Raw genomic sequence first — 15,148 nt, 5'->3', positions numbered from 1 at the left:
ACAAGATGTCCGCGCGTGAGCAATACGAGCAAAACCCCAGCTCAGGGCAGGGGTGCCAGCTGGACGGGGAAGGCGTTGAGCACTGCCGTGCCGGACAGGGGGTCCAGCCGGGTGCCGTCGAGCAGCTGGTTCACGTTGGCACCGGGATCGGCGGCGGCCACCGCGAGCCGGGTGCCGGGCCGGTCGTGGCCCCAGCCGTGCGGGAGGCTGACGACGCCCGCACGGACGGTGTCGGTGACCTCGACCGGCACGTCCAGGCTGCCGCCGTCCGCGCTGATCCTGGCGCGACCGCCGTCGGTGAGGCCGTGGCGCGCCGCGTCCTCCGGGTGGACCTGGAGGGTGCAGCGGTTGGAACCTCCGGTGAGGGCCGGGACGTTGTGCAACCAGCTGTTGTTGGACCGCAGATGGCGGCGGCCCACGAGCACCAGGGCGGCGGGGCGTTCGGCGAGCGCGGCGCGGAGCCTGGGCAGCTCGGCCGCGATCGGGTCCGGCAGCAGCTCGATCCTGCCGCTGCGGGTCCTGAGCACGCCCGGAAGGCGTGGCCGCAGCGGGCCCAGGTCAATGCCGTGCGGGTGGGCGAGAAGCCGTTCGAGGTTGAGCCCTGCCTCGTGCGTCGTCCCGCCGGCGTCACCGTCCGGCGCCCCGAGGCCGGCCGGGGCGCCGGTCGTTGCGTCCCCGGCCGTTCCGCTGCCGGCCGTTCCGGCACCGCCCCGGCTTCTGCCCGCGCCCGGGTCGTCACCCGCGCCGGCGGTGTCGTGCCCGGCCGCCCCGAAGCGGTCCCCGTACGGGCCGAGTCGGAGCATCAGGTCGAGTCGTCGCTCGGGTCCGTTCTCGCCGGTGAGGAGCCCTGCGAGGTGTTCGGGGTCGGCTCCGTGCAGCGGGGAGTGCCGGTCGGAGGTCTCCTTGGAGAGGGTGGCCCGGATGGCGAGCTCGTCCACCGCTGAGGGCTCGGCGGCGCCGTGCATGCCCGAGACGGCGAGGACGAGGCGGGCGTGGATCTCGCACTCGTCGAGCCGGTCCGCTTCGAGGGGGACGGCCGGGCGCGTGTAGCGGACCTGGTTGTGGACGGCGAAGCCGTTGAACGCGAAGTCGTGGTGCGCGCTCCGGGAGGGCGGCGGCGGGGGCAGGACGACGTGGGCGTGGCGCGAGGTCTCGTTGAGGTAGGGGTCGACGCTGACCATGAAGTCGAGTCCGGCGAGGGCGGCATCGAGCCGGCGGCCGTCCGGGGCGGACAGCACCGGGTTGGCCGCGATGCAGATCAGGGCGCGGATCCGCCCTTCACCGGGTGTCTCGATCTCCTCTGCCAGTGCCGCGCTGGGCAGCTCGCTCTTCACCTCGGGGTGACCGCTGACCCGGCTGTGCCAGCGGCCGAGGGCGAATCCCCGGCCCGGCCCGGCGGGGCGGGGTCGCGGGCCGGCCGCGGCGAGCGGGAAGAGGGCTCCGCCCGGGCGGTCGAGGTTGCCGGTGAGGATGTTCAGCACGTCGACCAGCCAACTGGCGAGGGTGCCGTACTCGACGGTGCAGCTGCCGATCCGCCCGTAGACGGCGGCGGTCGGCGCGGCCGCGAGGTCGCGGGCGAGGGCGCGGATCTCGGTGGCCGGGAGGTCGCAGGCGGGGGCGACGGCCTCGGGGGTGAAACTAGCGAGGGCGTCCGCGAGTTCCCGGAGTCCTTCGATGTGCTCGGCGAGCGGGCCGGGCGCCGCGAGTTTCTCCGTCATCAGGGTGTGGGCGAGGGCGGCCAGCAACAGGGCGTCGCTGCCGGGGCGCGGGGCGAGGTGACGGTCCGCCAGCCGGGCGGTGCGCGTACGGCGCGGGTCGACGACCACGAGCGTGCCACCGCGGGCCCGTAGCGCCTTCAGGCGGCCGGGGAAGTCGGGGGCGGTGCAGAGCGATCCGTTGGATTCGACCGGATTGGCGCCGAGGACCAGGAGGAAGTCCGTGCGGTCCAGGTCGGGGACCGGGATGGCGAAGGGGTCTCCGAACAGGAGCCCGCTGGACACGTGCTTGGGCATCTGGTCGAGGGTGCTGGCGGTGAACAGGTTCCGGGTGCCGAGCGCGTTGACGAGGAGCGGCGGGTAGAGGGCTCCGGCCATGGTGTGGACGTTGGGGTTCCCGAGGACGACGCCGACGGCCTGGGCTCCGTGCTCCGCGACGAGTGCGGGCACCGCGGCGGCGATGGCGTCGTAGGCCTCCTCCCAGGTGGCCTCCCGCAGGTGCCCGTCGCGGCGGACGAGGGGGGCGCGCAGCCGGTCGGGGTCGGCGTCGAGGGAGCCGAAGGCGGCGCCCTTGGGGCAGATGAACCCGCGGCTGAAGACGTCGTCGCGGTCGCCGCGGGCCCCGGTCACGTCGGTGCCCTCGATGGTGAGGGTGAGGCCGCAGGTGGCTTCGCAGAGCGGGCAGATGCGCGGGGCGGTGCGGGGCATGGACGCTCCTGGGGGCGGCAGGCTGCGGCGCGGACACGGTCCGGACCCGGGCGCGGGGCGGCCGGGCTGCGGGCGCCCCGAGCATACCGACCGGTAGGGACGGGCGGGAGGGGTCTGCGGCGACGGGTTGGGAGCGGGAGGGGCGTGGCGGAGGAGGGGCGGGGGCCGGGGTGGGGCGCCGAGGGCGACGGCTCGACGGGAGCGGCGACCCGGAGGGCCGAGGTCCGCGGGCCTGGGGCAGGAGCACCGGCGCGGCGGCGGGGGCCTCACTCGGGGAGCGCCTCGACCGGGTATCGCCCGGGCCGAGCCGAGCCTGGCTGGGCCTGGCCTGGCCTGGCCCGATCAGTCGAGGACGCGCGCGAGGTAGGCCCGCATCATCGCCCGGGTCTCGGAGATGATGCCGGGGTCTCCGGCCGGGTCCGTCCGGAAGGCGAGTTGGATCAGCGCGTCGGTCGCCTCGACGGCGACCAGGACCGCCCTGCGGAGGTCGGCGTCGGGGGTCAGTCCGAGGTGTGCGCAGAGCAGTTCGGTGAGCCGGGCGGCGACCTGGTGGTTGGGGTCGGAGGCCGGGCCGTCGGCGGGCGGAGCGGGCACGCCGAAGTCGACCAGGGCGAATCCGGGCACGCTGCGCTTCATGGCCAGGTACTCGTCGAGCACCGCGTCGACCGCCGGCTGCCAGGGGCTGGCCGGCAGGTCGGCGAGGCGCCGCTGGATGCCGTCGGCGTAGCGGTCGAGGTTGCGGTGGGCCAGGGCGACGGCCATGGCCCGCTTGTTGCCGAAGAAGCGGTAGACCGAGCCGATGGGCACCCCGGCGCGAAGGGCAACGGCCCGGGTGCTGAGGTTCTCGTAGCCCGTCTCGTCGAGCAGCTCGGCGCAGGCGTCGAGGATCCGTACGAGGCGGTCGGCGCTGCGTTGCTGGACGGGGGTCCGGCGCAGGGGGTGGGCGGGAGGCACGGGGTCCATCATGCCGCTCCGGGCTCCTCGGTCCAGCGTTCCGGTCCGGCCTTCACGGATCGCATGCGACGCCCCCTCTCCCCCGCGCCCTCAGTTGAGCAGCAGGGCGAGCCCGCCGATGGTGTACGCGATCATCAGCGCGAGCAGCGGGAGTTGACCCGCGACGGCCTTGGCGGGTGGGAAGAGCCGTACGGAGCGGTCGTGCGCGGCGATCACTCCGAGTACGTGCCCGGTGATGACGGCGATGACCTGAAGGGCGGCGAGCCCGCCAGGATCCAAGGGGGGACCGGGATCGGAGCCGTTGTCAGTGCCGAGTGCGATGCTCACTGTGCGTGGCCCTTCGGTGACGAGGAGGGAGAAGTAGTGGGCGATGAGATAGCCGAGGGCGATCGGCACGAGTGAGTGCGCGAAGGCGGTCAGCGGGCCGGGGTGAGGGCCGGCGACGAGGCGGGTGATCGCCGCGCACAGGCAGTAGAGGGTGGCGACGAGAGCGACGGAAGCGAGCAGTCCGAGGGTGGCCGTGGGGGTGCGGCCGAGGGGGGAGGTCTGAACGGCGTTGATCCAGGAGGGGTTGTCGCTGTAGCCGTCGTAGGCGGTGGAACCGAGGAGGACGCAGACGGTGGCGACGAGTCCGGGCCGCTCGGGCGTCGCGTCGAGTCCGTGGAAGGGGTTGCGGAGGACCAGGCGGCCGTCGGCCCGGCGGCCGAGGACGGCAAGCCGGGCCAGGAGGCCGGAGTAGGCCTCGAAGGCGTCCGCTTCGGTGAACCAGTGCTCGCCGTAGCGGGCGGCGAACAGCAGGTGGACGGTGGCGTAGGCGGTGAGTGCGATCAGGAGGGTGGTGGTGGACGCGGGATCGGGGGCGACCAGCTCCAGCCAGGTGAAGCCGAACAGGCCTGCGGCGGCGGGCCATTGGCCCAACCCGGCGGGCAGGGGGCGCCCGGGGCCGGGCGGGCGGCCCCGGAGCGGGGTCCGGATCCGGGTGAGGAGGCGGTGGAGGGTGCGCAGCGGGTTGGCCAGGCGCCAGACGGGGCCGAGCAGGAGGGAGGCGGGCACGAGACCGACCCAGAACAGGACGTAGACGGCCCCCGGCGCGGGGTTGCGGGCGGGGTCGTCGGGACCGAGGAGGAGGTGGAGGAGTACGGCGAGGGCTGCGGCGAGGCCGAGTCCGCGCAGGGTGAGGCGGGTGGCCGGCGCGTCGGCCACCCGCTGGAACCCGGCGGGCACGGCGAGACCGGAGCGGTCGCCGCGGAAGCGGGACACGGACCAGAGCAGGCCGAGTGCCAGGAAGGAGACGAACAGGGCGGTGAAGGCCCCGGCGAACGCGTAGAAGGGGGAGATGGGCAGGTCGTGCTGGGATCCGATCCCGTGCGCCAGCAGGTTCGACGGGTCGGCCGGGTGAGGGACCACGCCCTGGCCGGACCAGCCGACCGGGCTCGCGCCGGGGCCGGTACCGATGCCGGTGGGGGTCTGCGTGGGCGTCCCGATGGGCGTCCCCGTGGAGCCGCCCATCGGGACCCAGGAGTCGAGCCACGTACCCGGGCCGCCGCCCGGCCAGGTGGTGCTGGACGTGACCCGGCCGGGCGTTGTCGCGGCGCCGGTGGTGCCTGTGCCCATGCCGGTGGTGCCGGGGTTCATCGGACGAGGAGCTGGGTCAGGAGCAGGCCGGAGGTGTGGGTCTCGACCTCGAAGAGGCCCGTGCGGTCGACCGTCAGGACCAGGGTCGCCTCCTGGCCCGCGGGCAGGGCGAGTTCCTTGTCGTAGCCGTGGACGTGGAGGGTGTCGGCGCGGTCGCTGGTGACGCGCAGGGCAACGCGCTCGCCGCGCTTGAGCTCGGTGCGGTCGGGGGCGGGGTGCGCCTTGCCGTCCCGGACGGCGAGGGTGACGGTCCGGTCGGGCGGCGAGGCCCCGGGGGGTGTGGCGGCGTCGCTGGGGGTGGCCGCCGGGTGACTGTGCTCGGCACTGCCCCCGGGGGCCGCGGTCAGGGGGGCGGCCGCCTGGATCGCCTTGCCGGCGACGGCCCAGGCGGTGTGGTCGTCGGCGTACAGGCGGACGGTCAGGGTGTGCGGGCCCTGCGGCACCTGCGCCGCGGGCAGGTGGAACCAGGGGCCGTACACCCGGGCCAGCTTGCGGCCGTCGAGTTCGAGGTGGGCGTGACCGGCGCCCGGGAGGGCGCCGCCGCCGGTGCTGTCGGGGGTGAAGCGGAAGTTCTTCACGGCCAGTTGGAGGTTCCAGCCGTCCTCGGAGTCGGGGCGTGCGGAGAGCCCGACCTCCGGCGCGCCCTGGGCGGGGACCTCGCGCAGGCGGTGGCCCGTACCGTCCTGGGCCTCCAGGAGGGTCCCGACTCCGCCGGACGCCTCCTCGTGGGTGGTGCCGGGCTTGTGGTGGGTCGTGGCCCGGCCCCCGCACCCCGCCAGCGCGCCGCCCGCGAGCAGGAGGAGGACGGCGACCAGCGCGGCGACGCGGGTGGTCCGGCGGGACGGCCTGGCGGCGCGGGCGGGTATCCCGCACGCGTCGCACCGGACGCGGGTTTCGGGGCGGACGCTCACTGCGGACCTCCGGTCCTGGTTCGGGTCGTGCCGGTCTTCTCCCCATCCGCCCGGCGCGCGGGGCGGAAGGGACCCCCGCCCCTCGAACCCCGGCCCCACGGACCCCGGCCCCTCGGGCCCGGACCCCGCGGACCGCGCCCCCGCGGGGCCCGGCTCGTCAGTGTCCGGCTCGTCCTTCGTGTCGGGGCTGCCGGTCGTGGCCGTCGGGCGGTCATGGGGTGGGGGCGGGGGCGGCGGTCGTGGTGAGGGGTGGGGGCGGGGTTGTCGGGGTCGGGGTTCGGTCGCCTTCCGGGCCGTCGCCCGGGCCCGCGGGGCGGGCCGGTGTGGGCGGGCCCGGGCGGGCCGAGGCGACGGCGGCCCACAGCACCCACACCACCGCGACCAGGGCCCGTACCCAGGCGGGGCTCAGCGGGGTCCAGGGGATCATCAGGACGGCCTTGTCGAAGGCGTCGAGCAGGGTCAGGGCGCCCAGGAGCAGGGTGAGGCGTGCCAGCCAGGGGCGCCCCGCGCGCAGGACCAGTCCGGCGCCCGTCCACCACAGGCCCAGCAGCAGCAGGGCGAGCGCGGGGACGAAGGTGTCCACGAGGGGCATCGTGGATCCGGCGACGTCCAGGGCGAGCCCGGCGAAGCCCAGCAGGGAGGCTGCCGCGCCCAGCCGTGAGCCGGCCAGCCGGCGCCGCCACAGCACCCCGCCGACCAGCAGCAGGACGGCGGCCACTCCCAGCGCGAGCTGGGTCTCGACGCGCTCCAGGCCGCGGGCCCCGTACCAGTCGCAGCCCGCCGGGAGCTTGCGCGCCTGGACGTTGTAGTCGGCGCAGACCAGCAGTTGGGCGAGCTTCACCGGTTCGCCGACCAGCCGGGCCGAGGCTCCGCTGACGTCGCCGCGGGCGTCTCCGCACCGGGGCAGGGTGCCCGGGGTGGAGCCGTCGGGTCCGTCCTGCCAGCAGTTGCCCCTGCCCTGTCCGTCCCACCACACGTCCGTGCCGTTGGGGCGGGAGGCGCCGGACCTGTCCTTGCCGAGGACGTTGCCGGCGTACCGGTTGTGGTGGGAGGTGTCGGTCTGCTTGGACCACTCCTCCTCGCCGCGGATGAAGGCGGGGACGGCGCTGAGGAAGAAGCCCGCGCGTTTGTGCCCGTACACCCAGTTGTCCTCGTAGAGGTTCCAGTTGCCGCCGGCGGTGATGATGCCGGTGCCGGGCGGCATGGAGATCTGCGGGCAGACCACGCCCTGCTCGTAGCCGCGTTCGGCGGGCGGTTTGGCGCAGGTGCCGTCGGCGACGTGGCGGTAGTAGTCCTGGTTGTTGTCGTGGATCAGGTTCCGTTCGAACCGGGCGTGGTTCTGTGGGAGGCCGGGGTGCCCGGGGAAGGCGCTGTCCATCGAGGCGCCGCCCATGTTCTGGTCGAACTCGTTGTCGTGGACCCACACGGAGTCGCCCGCGGTGCCGGAGTAGCCGACCATGTTGTGGTGGCTCCGGCAGCCGGTGATCTCTATGGAGTAGCGGGGGACGTCGTAGCCGCGGCCCTCGTTGATGTTGGAGGCGCTGCCGGGGTAGATGCCGGAGTCGCCGTTGCCGTACGACTCGCAGTTCTTGTAGAGGCCGTGGTCGCTGGCGAAGGTCAGGAAGCCGTACTCGTCGTTCCAGCGGGTCAGGACGTCGTCGATGACGAAGCCGTCGCCCGCGAGGACGTACAGCGAGTTGAAGGTGGTGCGCTGCGCGGTGAAGTTTCGGAAGTAGATGCCGTTGGACCGGTCGGCGCGCAGGCCGTTCAGCTTCTGGTACTTGGCGTCGATGACGACGTCGGTGCGGGAGGCTCCGGTGCCCTCGATCTGCAGATCGGTCTTGCCGAGGATGGCGACGAGGTTCTGGTTGTGGCGGCACTGGGCCTGCTGCTCGTAGGACAGGATCTGGTAGCCGAAGGAGGAGTTGGGGGCCTTGAGGGCGGCGCACTCCCCCGTCGGCTTCGGGAGCGAGGGCTCCTCCTCGTAGAGGCCGGGGAGGATCGCGATGTTCATGCCGGGGCGGTCGACGGCGTCGACGGCCTCCTGGAGGTGGCGGTAGCCGCTCTTCTCGCACCGCTCGTACAGGGCCAGGTTGCGTTGCCGCAGGGCGTCCGGAAAGCCGGCCGTGCGGCGTTCGAAGGCGGCGCGGTCGGTCTTGCAGACCAGCAGATCGGGCTCGGCGGAACGGTACTGCGGGACGGATCCGGTGCCGTCGGGGAAGGTGACGGGGCGCTCCTCGTGCGCGCCGGCGGTGGGCGCGGCGACGAGGAGGGACAGGAAGGCGAGGAGGGCGGCGAGGAGCGCCGCCGGCACGGCAGGGAACCTGCGGGTCCACGACATGCGCGAGAGAGTAGAGCAATGTTCATCTTTTCGGATCCCCCTCTGCGGGAATCCGTACGACCCCCTGTTCGGTCGAGGGGGCGTTGACGGCGGAGCCGTGGAATCCTACTGTCAGGCATAGGATTCCTTCGACGGAGCGGGAGCAGCAGATGAGTGAGCAGGCCAGGAAGACGGCGGAGGCGCTGGAATACCTCACCGGCTTCGGAAACGAGCACAGCTCGGAGGCCGTGCCCGGCGCTCTCCCGCACGGCCGGAACTCGCCCCAGCGCGCCCCCCTCGGCCTCTACGCCGAGCAGCTCAGCGGCAGCGCCTTCACCGAGCCGCGCGCCGACAACCGTCGCTCGTGGCTCTACCGGATCCGCCCGTCGGCCGCGCACCCGGCCTTCGTCCGCGTCGACAACGGCGCGCTGCGCACGGCGCCCTTCACCGAGGCGGTCCCCGACCCCAACCGGCTGCGCTGGAACCCGCTGCCCGACCCGGCGGCCGGCACCGACTTCCTGGCCGGTCTGTGGACCCTGGGCGGCAACGGCGACGCCGCACAGCGCAGCGGCATGGCCATCCACCTCTACGCCACCAACGCCCCGATGACGGACCGGGTGTTCAGCAGCTCGGACGGTGAGCTGCTGATCGTCCCCGAGCGCGGCGGCCTGCTGCTGCGCACCGAGTTCGGCCTGCTGAGCGCCGGCCCCGGCGAGGTGGCCCTGATCCCGCGCGGGGTCCGGTTCCGCGTCGAGCCGCTGGACTCCGAGGGCGCGCCCGCCCGTGGGTACGTGTGCGAGAACTACGGCCGCCCCTTCGAGCTGCCCGACCTTGGCCCGATCGGCGCCAACGGCCTCGCCGCCGCCCGCGACTTCCGGGCCCCGGTGGCGGCGTACGAGGACAGCGAGCGCCCGACCCAGGTGGTCAACAAGTTCTGCGGCAACCTCTGGTCGGCGACGTACGACCACTCCCCGCTCGACGTGGTCGCCTGGCACGGCACGCACGTCCCGTACGTGTACGACCTGCGGCGCTTCAACGTCATCGGGTCGATCAGCTACGACCACCCGGACCCGTCGATCTTCACCGTGCTGACCTCGCCCTCCGACACCCCCGGGCTCGCGGGCGTGGACTTCGTGGTGTTCGCGCCGCGCTGGCTGGTCGGCGAGGACACGTTCCGTCCCCCGTACTTCCACCGGAACGTGATGAGCGAGTACATGGGCCTGATCGAGGGCGCGTACGACGCGAAGGCCGAGGGCTTCGTCCCCGGCGGCGGCTCGCTGCACAACATGATGTCGGCGCACGGCCCGGACCGGGAGACCTTCGACAAGGCGAGCGCCGCCGAACTGAAGCCGCAGAAGATCGACGACGGCCTCGCCTTCATGTTCGAGACCCGCTGGCCGATCACCGCCACCCCGCAGGCGGCCGACGCGGACCACCTCCAGCGCGCGTACGACGACGTGTGGCAGGGTCTCGAACGCCACTTCCGCGCCTAACATGCGCATGCGTGGGCGGGAGCGTGGGCGGCGGGGCGACACCGGGCACGGGCCCGGTCCGCCACCACCGCCCGCGCTCCCGCCCGCACTCCCGCCGGCAATCCCGCCCGCGCGCCCGCCGCACCGCATGACGTCCAGCCAGCCGTACGGAGAACCACCCGTGACCGCCTTCGCCCCCGACTCGCTCGTACTGAACCGGAAGCTGCCGCTCTGGTATCAGGTGTCGCAGTCCCTGCGCGCCTCGATACTCGGCCGCACCCCGGACGCCTCGCTGCGGCTGCCGACCGAGGAACAGCTCGCCGAGCACTACGGGGTGAGCGTCCTGACGATGCGCCAGGCGCTCAAGGAGCTGGAGGGCGAGGGCCTGATCAGCCGGCACCGTCGGCGCGGCACGTTCATCGAGCCGGGTGCGCGGCGGGGCGCCCCGGTACGACTGCTGGGCTCGGTGGACGCGATCGTGGCGCAGCAGTCGGGCGAGCGGACGACGATCCTCGGCCACGAGCGCACCCCGGTGTCCGGGGAGCTGCTGGAACACTTTCCGGACACGCCGGAGGTGGTCACGTACCGCAGGCTCCGTTACGACGGCGAGAGCGACGAGCCGTCGAACTGGGCGGAGAACGCGGTGCGCCCGGACCTCGCCGAAGGGGTGGACCTGGCCGACCTGGCGCGGTGGCCGATGACGAAGGTGCTGCGCGACGTGGTCGGTGTGCGGATCAGCCGGATCACGGACACGGTCGAGGCACGACTGGCGGACCCGGTGACGGCCGAGCTGCTCGGTGTGCCGCTGCTGAGCCCGATCCTGCACTACACGGGCGTGACCTACGACCAGGACGGTCGGGTGGCCGACGTGGCCCGCATCCGGTACCGGGGCGACCGGTTCTCCTTCACGGTCACGGTCGACGCGCCCTGAGCCTCGGCCCGAGGCACGCCCCGACCGGCCGCAGCCCCGGCCGCGGGTCGGCCCGGAGCCCCGCACGCGAGTCGACCCGGAGCCCCGACCCGACCCGCGCCCCGAACCCCGCTGCCCACGCCGTCCACGCCGCGCCCGCCGTCACCTCCGGTCGTCGTCGTCCGCCGTGCGCTCGCCCTCGGCCTGGGAGGGGGTGGTGCGCATGGTCTGCGGGTGGCGCTGCTTGCGCTGGGTCTCGTCCATGTCCTCGTCGAGGCGCTCACCCTCGGCCTGCGAGGGCGTCGAGTACTCGTCGTACTGGCTCATGGCCGCTCCTCCGTCGGTACGGATGTGCACACATGCCACATGTACCCCCATAAGGAGCGTAACGCTTCGGCCAGGGCGGGGCCCGGCCCCGCGGGGCGTCGCTACCATCTGCCGGGTGAGCGCTGAGACACCGCCGCCGAACCCGCTGCTGGACGATCTGATGCCCTGGGCCGTGGGCGGCCTGCGCCTGGGCAGGGACTGGGTCGCGGCGCCCGATCCGGCCACGTTGCGGGCCCGCTGGACGGCCCTGACGGGTGCCGAAGGGGCCGAGCGGGAGCGGCTGTTCCGCCCGTCCCGGAGCCGTACGACCACCTCCGGCGCCGCCGCGCTGCCCGGCCGGCGTTCCGCGACGGCCCGGTTCGCCGACGCGCCCGGCCCCTTCCCCGAACCCGTACGGGTGCTCCGGGCCCCCTTCGACGAGCAGTGGCTGCTGCCCGACCAGCGGCTCATCGACGCGGCGCGGCCGGAGCTGTGGCGGGTCCGGGACGGCTACCAGCTGTTCGCGGTGGAGGCCCCGGAGCTACTGGTCACCGCCCACCTCCCGGCGGGCAGGCTCGGCCGGATCCGGCCGCTGCACCGGCGGCCGGGCGGCGCCGAGCCGAATCTCGCGCCGGGCCTGCTGCCGCTGCTGGGCGAGCACCACGGCGGCTGGGTCACCCCGGAGGACGTACTGTGCTGGATCCTCGCCGCGGGCCGCCCGGGGCCCCGGGGGTACGAGGTTCCCCTCGCGGCCGATCCGGAGCGCTGGCGGGCCGGGCTGGAGCTGGGGCACCGGCTGTTGTCCGTCCAGTTGCGCGGGGCGCGGGGCGGGGAGCCGCCGAGGCTGCCCGGCGGACGGCGGCCGTACGTCCGGGCGGCGGTCACGGGATGGCCGGACGGCCTCGGGTACGACCCGGAGTCGCAGACGCTGACCCTCGGGGACGGCGTCGTCTCCCCCGTGCCGGCGGCGGCGTGGGAGTACGAGGCCCAGGGGGTCCGCGTACTGGAGGCGTGGTTCGCCGCCCGGTGCGCGCACCGGGCGGCGGACGCGGACGGGCTGGACGCGCTGGGCCCCGCCGGGTGGCCGCAGGCCTGGACCTCGGAGCTGCTCGCGCTGGTGACGACCCTCGCGCTGCTCGCCGAGCTGGCCCCGGAGCGGGCCGCGTTCGCCCCGGGACCACTGTTGCCGACCGCGGAACTCGTGGCGGGCGGGGTGTTGCCGCCGCCGCGCTCCGCCCGGCGGCCCGCCTCCGTGCTGGACCACCAGGAGGAGGGCCCGGGCGGCCAGTTCGCGCTGCTCTGAATCCCGTCCCGTACTCGTACGGGTGCGCTCCGGGTTGCGTCCCGCACGCGTACGGGTGCGATCCGGGTGCTGTTCCGTACGCGTACGGGTGCGAACGGGGGCGAACCGCGCGGGCTCCGGCCCCTCCCTGGTGACAGGTCGGGGCGTCCCGGGATAGGGATCGGTGTCATGGACACCGACTCACACCCCCGGCCCGGCCACGAACCCCTGCCCCAGCCCCGGACCGACGCGCACCCGGAGCCGCTCCCCGAGCCGCTCCCCCTCGCCGGCCTCACCGTCGTCGCCGTCGAGCAGGCCGTCTCGGCGCCGTTCGCCACCCGCCAGCTCGCCGACCTCGGCGCTCGCGTGATCAAGGTCGAGCGTCCCGACGGCGGGGACTTCGCCCGCGCCTACGACACCGCCGCCCACGGGCTGGCCTCGCACTTCGTCTGGGCGAACCGCGGCAAGGAGTCCCTGACGCTCGACCTGAAGGACCCGCGCGGCCTGGAGGTGCTGCACCGGCTGCTCGACGGGGCCGACGTCTTCGTCCAGAACCTCGCGCAGGGGGCCGCCGCCCGGCTCGGGCTCGACGCGGCCACGCTGTGCGCCCGCTACCCGCGGCTGATCGCCGTGGACGTCTCGGGCTACGGCCCGCGGGGCCCGTACGCCCACAAGCGGGCCTACGACATGCTCGTGCAGTGCGAGGCGGGCCTGGTGTCGGTGACCGGCACCCCCGACGAACCGGTGAAGGCGGGGATTCCGGCCGCGGACATCGCGGCGGCCATGTACGCCTTCTCGGGCGTCCTCGCCGCGCTGGTGCGCCGCGGGATCACCGGGCGCGGCGGCCCCGTCGAGGTCTCGATGCTGGACTCGCTCGCCGAATGGATGGGCCATCCGCTGCACCACACGATGCACGGCGGGGAACAGCCCGCGCGAACGGGCCTCGCGCACGCCGTGATCGCGCCGTACGACGCCTACGCGACGGCGGACGGGGACCGGGTGCTCCTGTCGGTGCAGAACGACCGGGAGTGGCGGCGACTGGCGCGGCAGGTACTGGAACGGCCGGACCTGGCCGAGGACCCGGCGTTCGCGACGAACGCGGCACGCACCCGGGGTCGCGGGCGGACCGACGCGGTGGTGGCCGGAGCGCTGGCGCTGCTGGGGGCGGACGAGGCGGTCCGACGGTTGGAGGCGGCGGGGATCGCCTGCGCGCGACTGAACTCGGTGGCGCAACTGGCCGGGCATCCGCAGTTGGCGGCGCGTGACCGCTGGCGGGAGGTGGACTCCCCGGTGGGCCCGCTGCGGGCGCTGCTGCCGCCGATCGGGCTGCCGGGGGGCGCGGCACCGCGGATGGGAGCGGTGCCCGCGCTCGGCCAGCACGACGAGCCCCTGCTGCGCGCCCTGGGGATGACGGGCGCGCAGATCGCGGGACTGCGCCGGGACGGTGTGATCGCCGAAGGCCGGGGAGACGCCGGCGAGTAGGGACGTGGGCCGGGTGCGGCCGGAGCGGCCGGCTGCACTGCGGGGCAGTTACGAGCGGCGGCTGCCGAAGAGCGTGCGCCGCAGCCTGCGCAGCGGGGCGAAGAGCGCGACGCGCGCGCTCCGGCTCCGCTGGACGTGCGTGTGGTCGCGGGACGTGAGCTCACGCATCAGCAGGGTCGCCTCGGCGGCCTCGTGGTGCGGGACGGCGGGGCCGCCCAATACCGCGAGGTGGCGGTCGAGGCGCGAGCTTGTCGCCTTGCTGCCGCAGGTGATGGCAGGCACGCGGGGCGGCCTGCTGCGCATTGCTATCTGTTCCATGTCTCTCCCCACCCGTACGAGGGCACCCGGCCCGGGCAGGTTAACCCTATCGCCCCCGCGTCGCGCTCGGGTATCCCGGTGGTGTGAATTACCCCTGTCCTTACGGGTAGTTGACGATTACTCACCGGAGTCGACCGTCACTCTCCGCACAAATCGGCCCACTTGGGGAGTCTTGCGGACAGTGCTGTCACAACAGGGGCCGCGGAACGCGTCCTGCGCTAACTTGGAGTGATCGCCCGGTGACGCATGGGGGTGCGCGTGAGTGGGAACGAAAGCGATGACGCCGCGCGTGTCGTCGCCGGAAGGTACCGGCTGCTCGGTCCGCTCGGTCGTGGTGGCATGGGGATCGTGTGGCGGGCGCGGGACGAGGTACTGGGCCGCGAGGTCGCCGTCAAGGAGGTGCGCGCGCCCGCCGGGATGGACGCGGCGGGGATGGCCCGCATGTACCGGCGCCTGGAGCGGGAGGCCTGGGCGGCGGCCCGGGTCTCGCACCGCGGGGTCGTCACGGTCTACGACGTGGCGACCGAGGACGGCCGGCCCTGGATCGTGATGGAGCTGGTGCGCGGGCTGTCCCTGGCGGAAGTGCTGGAGGCCGAGGGGCCGATGAGCCCGCAGCGGGCGGCGCACCTCGGCGAGCAGGTCCTCGCGGCGCTGCGTGCCGCGCACGGGGCGGGGGTGCTGCACCGGGACGTCAAGCCGGCCAACGTGCTGCTCGCCAACGACGGGCGGGTGGTACTGGGAGACTTCGGCATCGCGAGCCTGGAGGGCTCCTCGGCGATCACGATGACGGGAGAGGTCGTGGGCTCCCCGGAGTTCGTGGCTCCCGAACGCGCCCTCGGCCGCGACCCGGGGCCGGAGTCGGACCTGTGGTCGCTCGGGGTACTGCTGTACGCGGCCGTGGAGGGCGTTTCGCCGTTCCGGCAGGACACCCCGCTCTCGACGCTCCAGGCCGTGGTGGACGGCGAGTTGCCGCCGCCCCGCCGGGCCGGACCCCTGGAGCCCGTCCTGGAGGGGCTGCTACGGAAGGACCCGGACCGGCGGCTGGACGCGGCGGAGGCCACCCGGATGCTGCGCGTCATCGGGGCGGGCGGCGCAGTACGGGACTCCGGCGGTCCGTCGGCCGGGCCCGGCGGCA

The 15,148-nt window shown here is 74.3% G+C and carries 12 protein-coding genes; 5 read left to right on the top strand and 7 right to left on the bottom strand.

Going from position 1 to position 15,148, the window contains the following annotated elements:
* Positions 1-41: 41 nt before the first annotated feature.
* The 5 genes from NOD94_RS12050 to NOD94_RS12030 all read right to left on the bottom strand — a co-directional run bounded on the left by NOD94_RS12050 (position 42) and on the right by NOD94_RS12030 (position 8,264).
* Entirely contained in the window at positions 42-2,423 is a 2,382-nt protein-coding gene (locus NOD94_RS12050; RefSeq protein ID WP_281205838.1) for a molybdopterin-dependent oxidoreductase, read from the bottom strand.
* A gap of 342 nt (positions 2,424-2,765) precedes the next feature.
* A complete protein-coding gene (locus NOD94_RS12045) occupies positions 2,766-3,386 on the bottom strand; it encodes a TetR/AcrR family transcriptional regulator (protein WP_281205892.1) in 621 nt (206 codons plus the stop codon).
* A gap of 81 nt (positions 3,387-3,467) precedes the next feature.
* On the bottom strand, positions 3,468-5,012 hold the full coding sequence (locus NOD94_RS12040; RefSeq protein ID WP_281205837.1) for a hypothetical protein: 1,545 nt from the start codon (positions 5,010-5,012) through the stop codon (positions 3,468-3,470).
* The gene (locus tag NOD94_RS12035) at positions 5,009-5,923 is read right to left on the bottom strand and encodes a hypothetical protein (protein ID WP_281205836.1); all 915 of its coding nucleotides are present in this window, start codon (positions 5,921-5,923) and stop codon (positions 5,009-5,011) included. Before NOD94_RS12035 ends, NOD94_RS12040 begins: the two co-directional genes overlap by 4 nt.
* 211 nt (positions 5,924-6,134) lie before the next feature.
* The gene (locus NOD94_RS12030) at positions 6,135-8,264 is read right to left on the bottom strand and encodes a right-handed parallel beta-helix repeat-containing protein (RefSeq protein WP_281205835.1); all 2,130 of its coding nucleotides are present in this window, start codon (positions 8,262-8,264) and stop codon (positions 6,135-6,137) included.
* 149 nt (positions 8,265-8,413) lie between these two features.
* Between NOD94_RS12030 and hmgA the strand changes: the two genes are divergently transcribed.
* Both hmgA and NOD94_RS12020 read left to right on the top strand, forming a co-directional pair.
* Positions 8,414-9,736: a homogentisate 1,2-dioxygenase gene (gene hmgA, locus NOD94_RS12025; protein ID WP_281205834.1), complete on the top strand. Its 1,323-nt coding sequence runs from the start codon at positions 8,414-8,416 to the stop codon at positions 9,734-9,736.
* 160 nt (positions 9,737-9,896) lie between these two features.
* Positions 9,897-10,646, top strand: coding sequence for a GntR family transcriptional regulator (locus NOD94_RS12020; RefSeq protein WP_281205833.1), 750 nt, complete (start codon positions 9,897-9,899; stop codon positions 10,644-10,646).
* Positions 10,647-10,787: 141 nt separating this feature from the next.
* Here the strand turns inward: NOD94_RS12020 and NOD94_RS12015 are convergent, their stop codons facing one another.
* On the bottom strand, positions 10,788-10,952 hold the full coding sequence (locus tag NOD94_RS12015) for a hypothetical protein (RefSeq protein ID WP_281205832.1): 165 nt from the start codon (positions 10,950-10,952) through the stop codon (positions 10,788-10,790).
* A gap of 160 nt (positions 10,953-11,112) precedes the next feature.
* Here NOD94_RS12015 and NOD94_RS12010 point away from each other — a divergent pair, with 160 nt between their 5' ends.
* Positions 11,113-12,234 carry a type ISP restriction/modification enzyme gene (locus NOD94_RS12010; protein ID WP_281205891.1) on the top strand — a complete coding sequence of 374 codons (1,122 nt, stop codon included), beginning with the start codon at positions 11,113-11,115 and terminating at the stop codon, positions 12,232-12,234.
* Positions 12,235-12,402: 168 nt separating this feature from the next.
* Positions 12,403-13,695, top strand: a complete 1,293-nt coding sequence (locus tag NOD94_RS12005; RefSeq protein ID WP_281205831.1) for a CaiB/BaiF CoA-transferase family protein — start codon at positions 12,403-12,405, stop codon at positions 13,693-13,695.
* A 48-nt stretch (positions 13,696-13,743) separates the two neighbouring features.
* Here the strand turns inward: NOD94_RS12005 and NOD94_RS12000 are convergent, their stop codons facing one another.
* Positions 13,744-14,013 carry a hypothetical protein gene (locus tag NOD94_RS12000; protein WP_281205829.1) on the bottom strand — a complete coding sequence of 90 codons (270 nt, stop codon included), beginning with the start codon at positions 14,011-14,013 and terminating at the stop codon, positions 13,744-13,746.
* 246 nt (positions 14,014-14,259) lie between these two features.
* Between NOD94_RS12000 and NOD94_RS11995 the strand changes: the two genes are divergently transcribed.
* The coding region (locus NOD94_RS11995; protein ID WP_281205828.1) for a serine/threonine-protein kinase at positions 14,260-15,148 on the top strand (889 nt) is incomplete at its 3' end.

The sequence above is a fragment of the Streptomyces sp. Isolate_45 genome, assembly GCF_024721315.2.
In the GTDB taxonomy this organism is placed as follows: domain Bacteria; phylum Actinomycetota; class Actinomycetes; order Streptomycetales; family Streptomycetaceae; genus Streptomyces.
The sequence above is the reverse complement of the archived record's forward strand: the minus strand, read 5'-3'. Positions and strand labels throughout refer to the sequence as shown.

What these genes read in the sequence shown, in the direction of transcription:
- NOD94_RS12040 (WP_281205837.1), bottom strand. Translation starts at nt 5,012, where the DNA reads ATGAACCCCGGCACCACCGGCATGGGCACAGGCACCACCGGCGCCGCG.
- hmgA (WP_281205834.1), top strand. Translation starts at nt 8,414, where the DNA reads ATGAGTGAGCAGGCCAGGAAGACGGCGGAGGCGCTGGAATACCTCACC.
- NOD94_RS12050 (WP_281205838.1), bottom strand. Translation starts at nt 2,423, where the DNA reads ATGCCCCGCACCGCCCCGCGCATCTGCCCGCTCTGCGAAGCCACCTGC.
- NOD94_RS12045 (WP_281205892.1), bottom strand. Translation starts at nt 3,386, where the DNA reads ATGGACCCCGTGCCTCCCGCCCACCCCCTGCGCCGGACCCCCGTCCAG.
- NOD94_RS12030 (WP_281205835.1), bottom strand. Translation starts at nt 8,264, where the DNA reads ATGTCGTGGACCCGCAGGTTCCCTGCCGTGCCGGCGGCGCTCCTCGCC.
- NOD94_RS12015 (WP_281205832.1), bottom strand. Translation starts at nt 10,952, where the DNA reads ATGAGCCAGTACGACGAGTACTCGACGCCCTCGCAGGCCGAGGGTGAG.
- NOD94_RS12010 (WP_281205891.1), top strand. Translation starts at nt 11,113, where the DNA reads ATGCCCTGGGCCGTGGGCGGCCTGCGCCTGGGCAGGGACTGGGTCGCG.
- NOD94_RS12000 (WP_281205829.1), bottom strand. Translation starts at nt 14,013, where the DNA reads ATGGAACAGATAGCAATGCGCAGCAGGCCGCCCCGCGTGCCTGCCATC.
- NOD94_RS12005 (WP_281205831.1), top strand. Translation starts at nt 12,403, where the DNA reads ATGGACACCGACTCACACCCCCGGCCCGGCCACGAACCCCTGCCCCAG.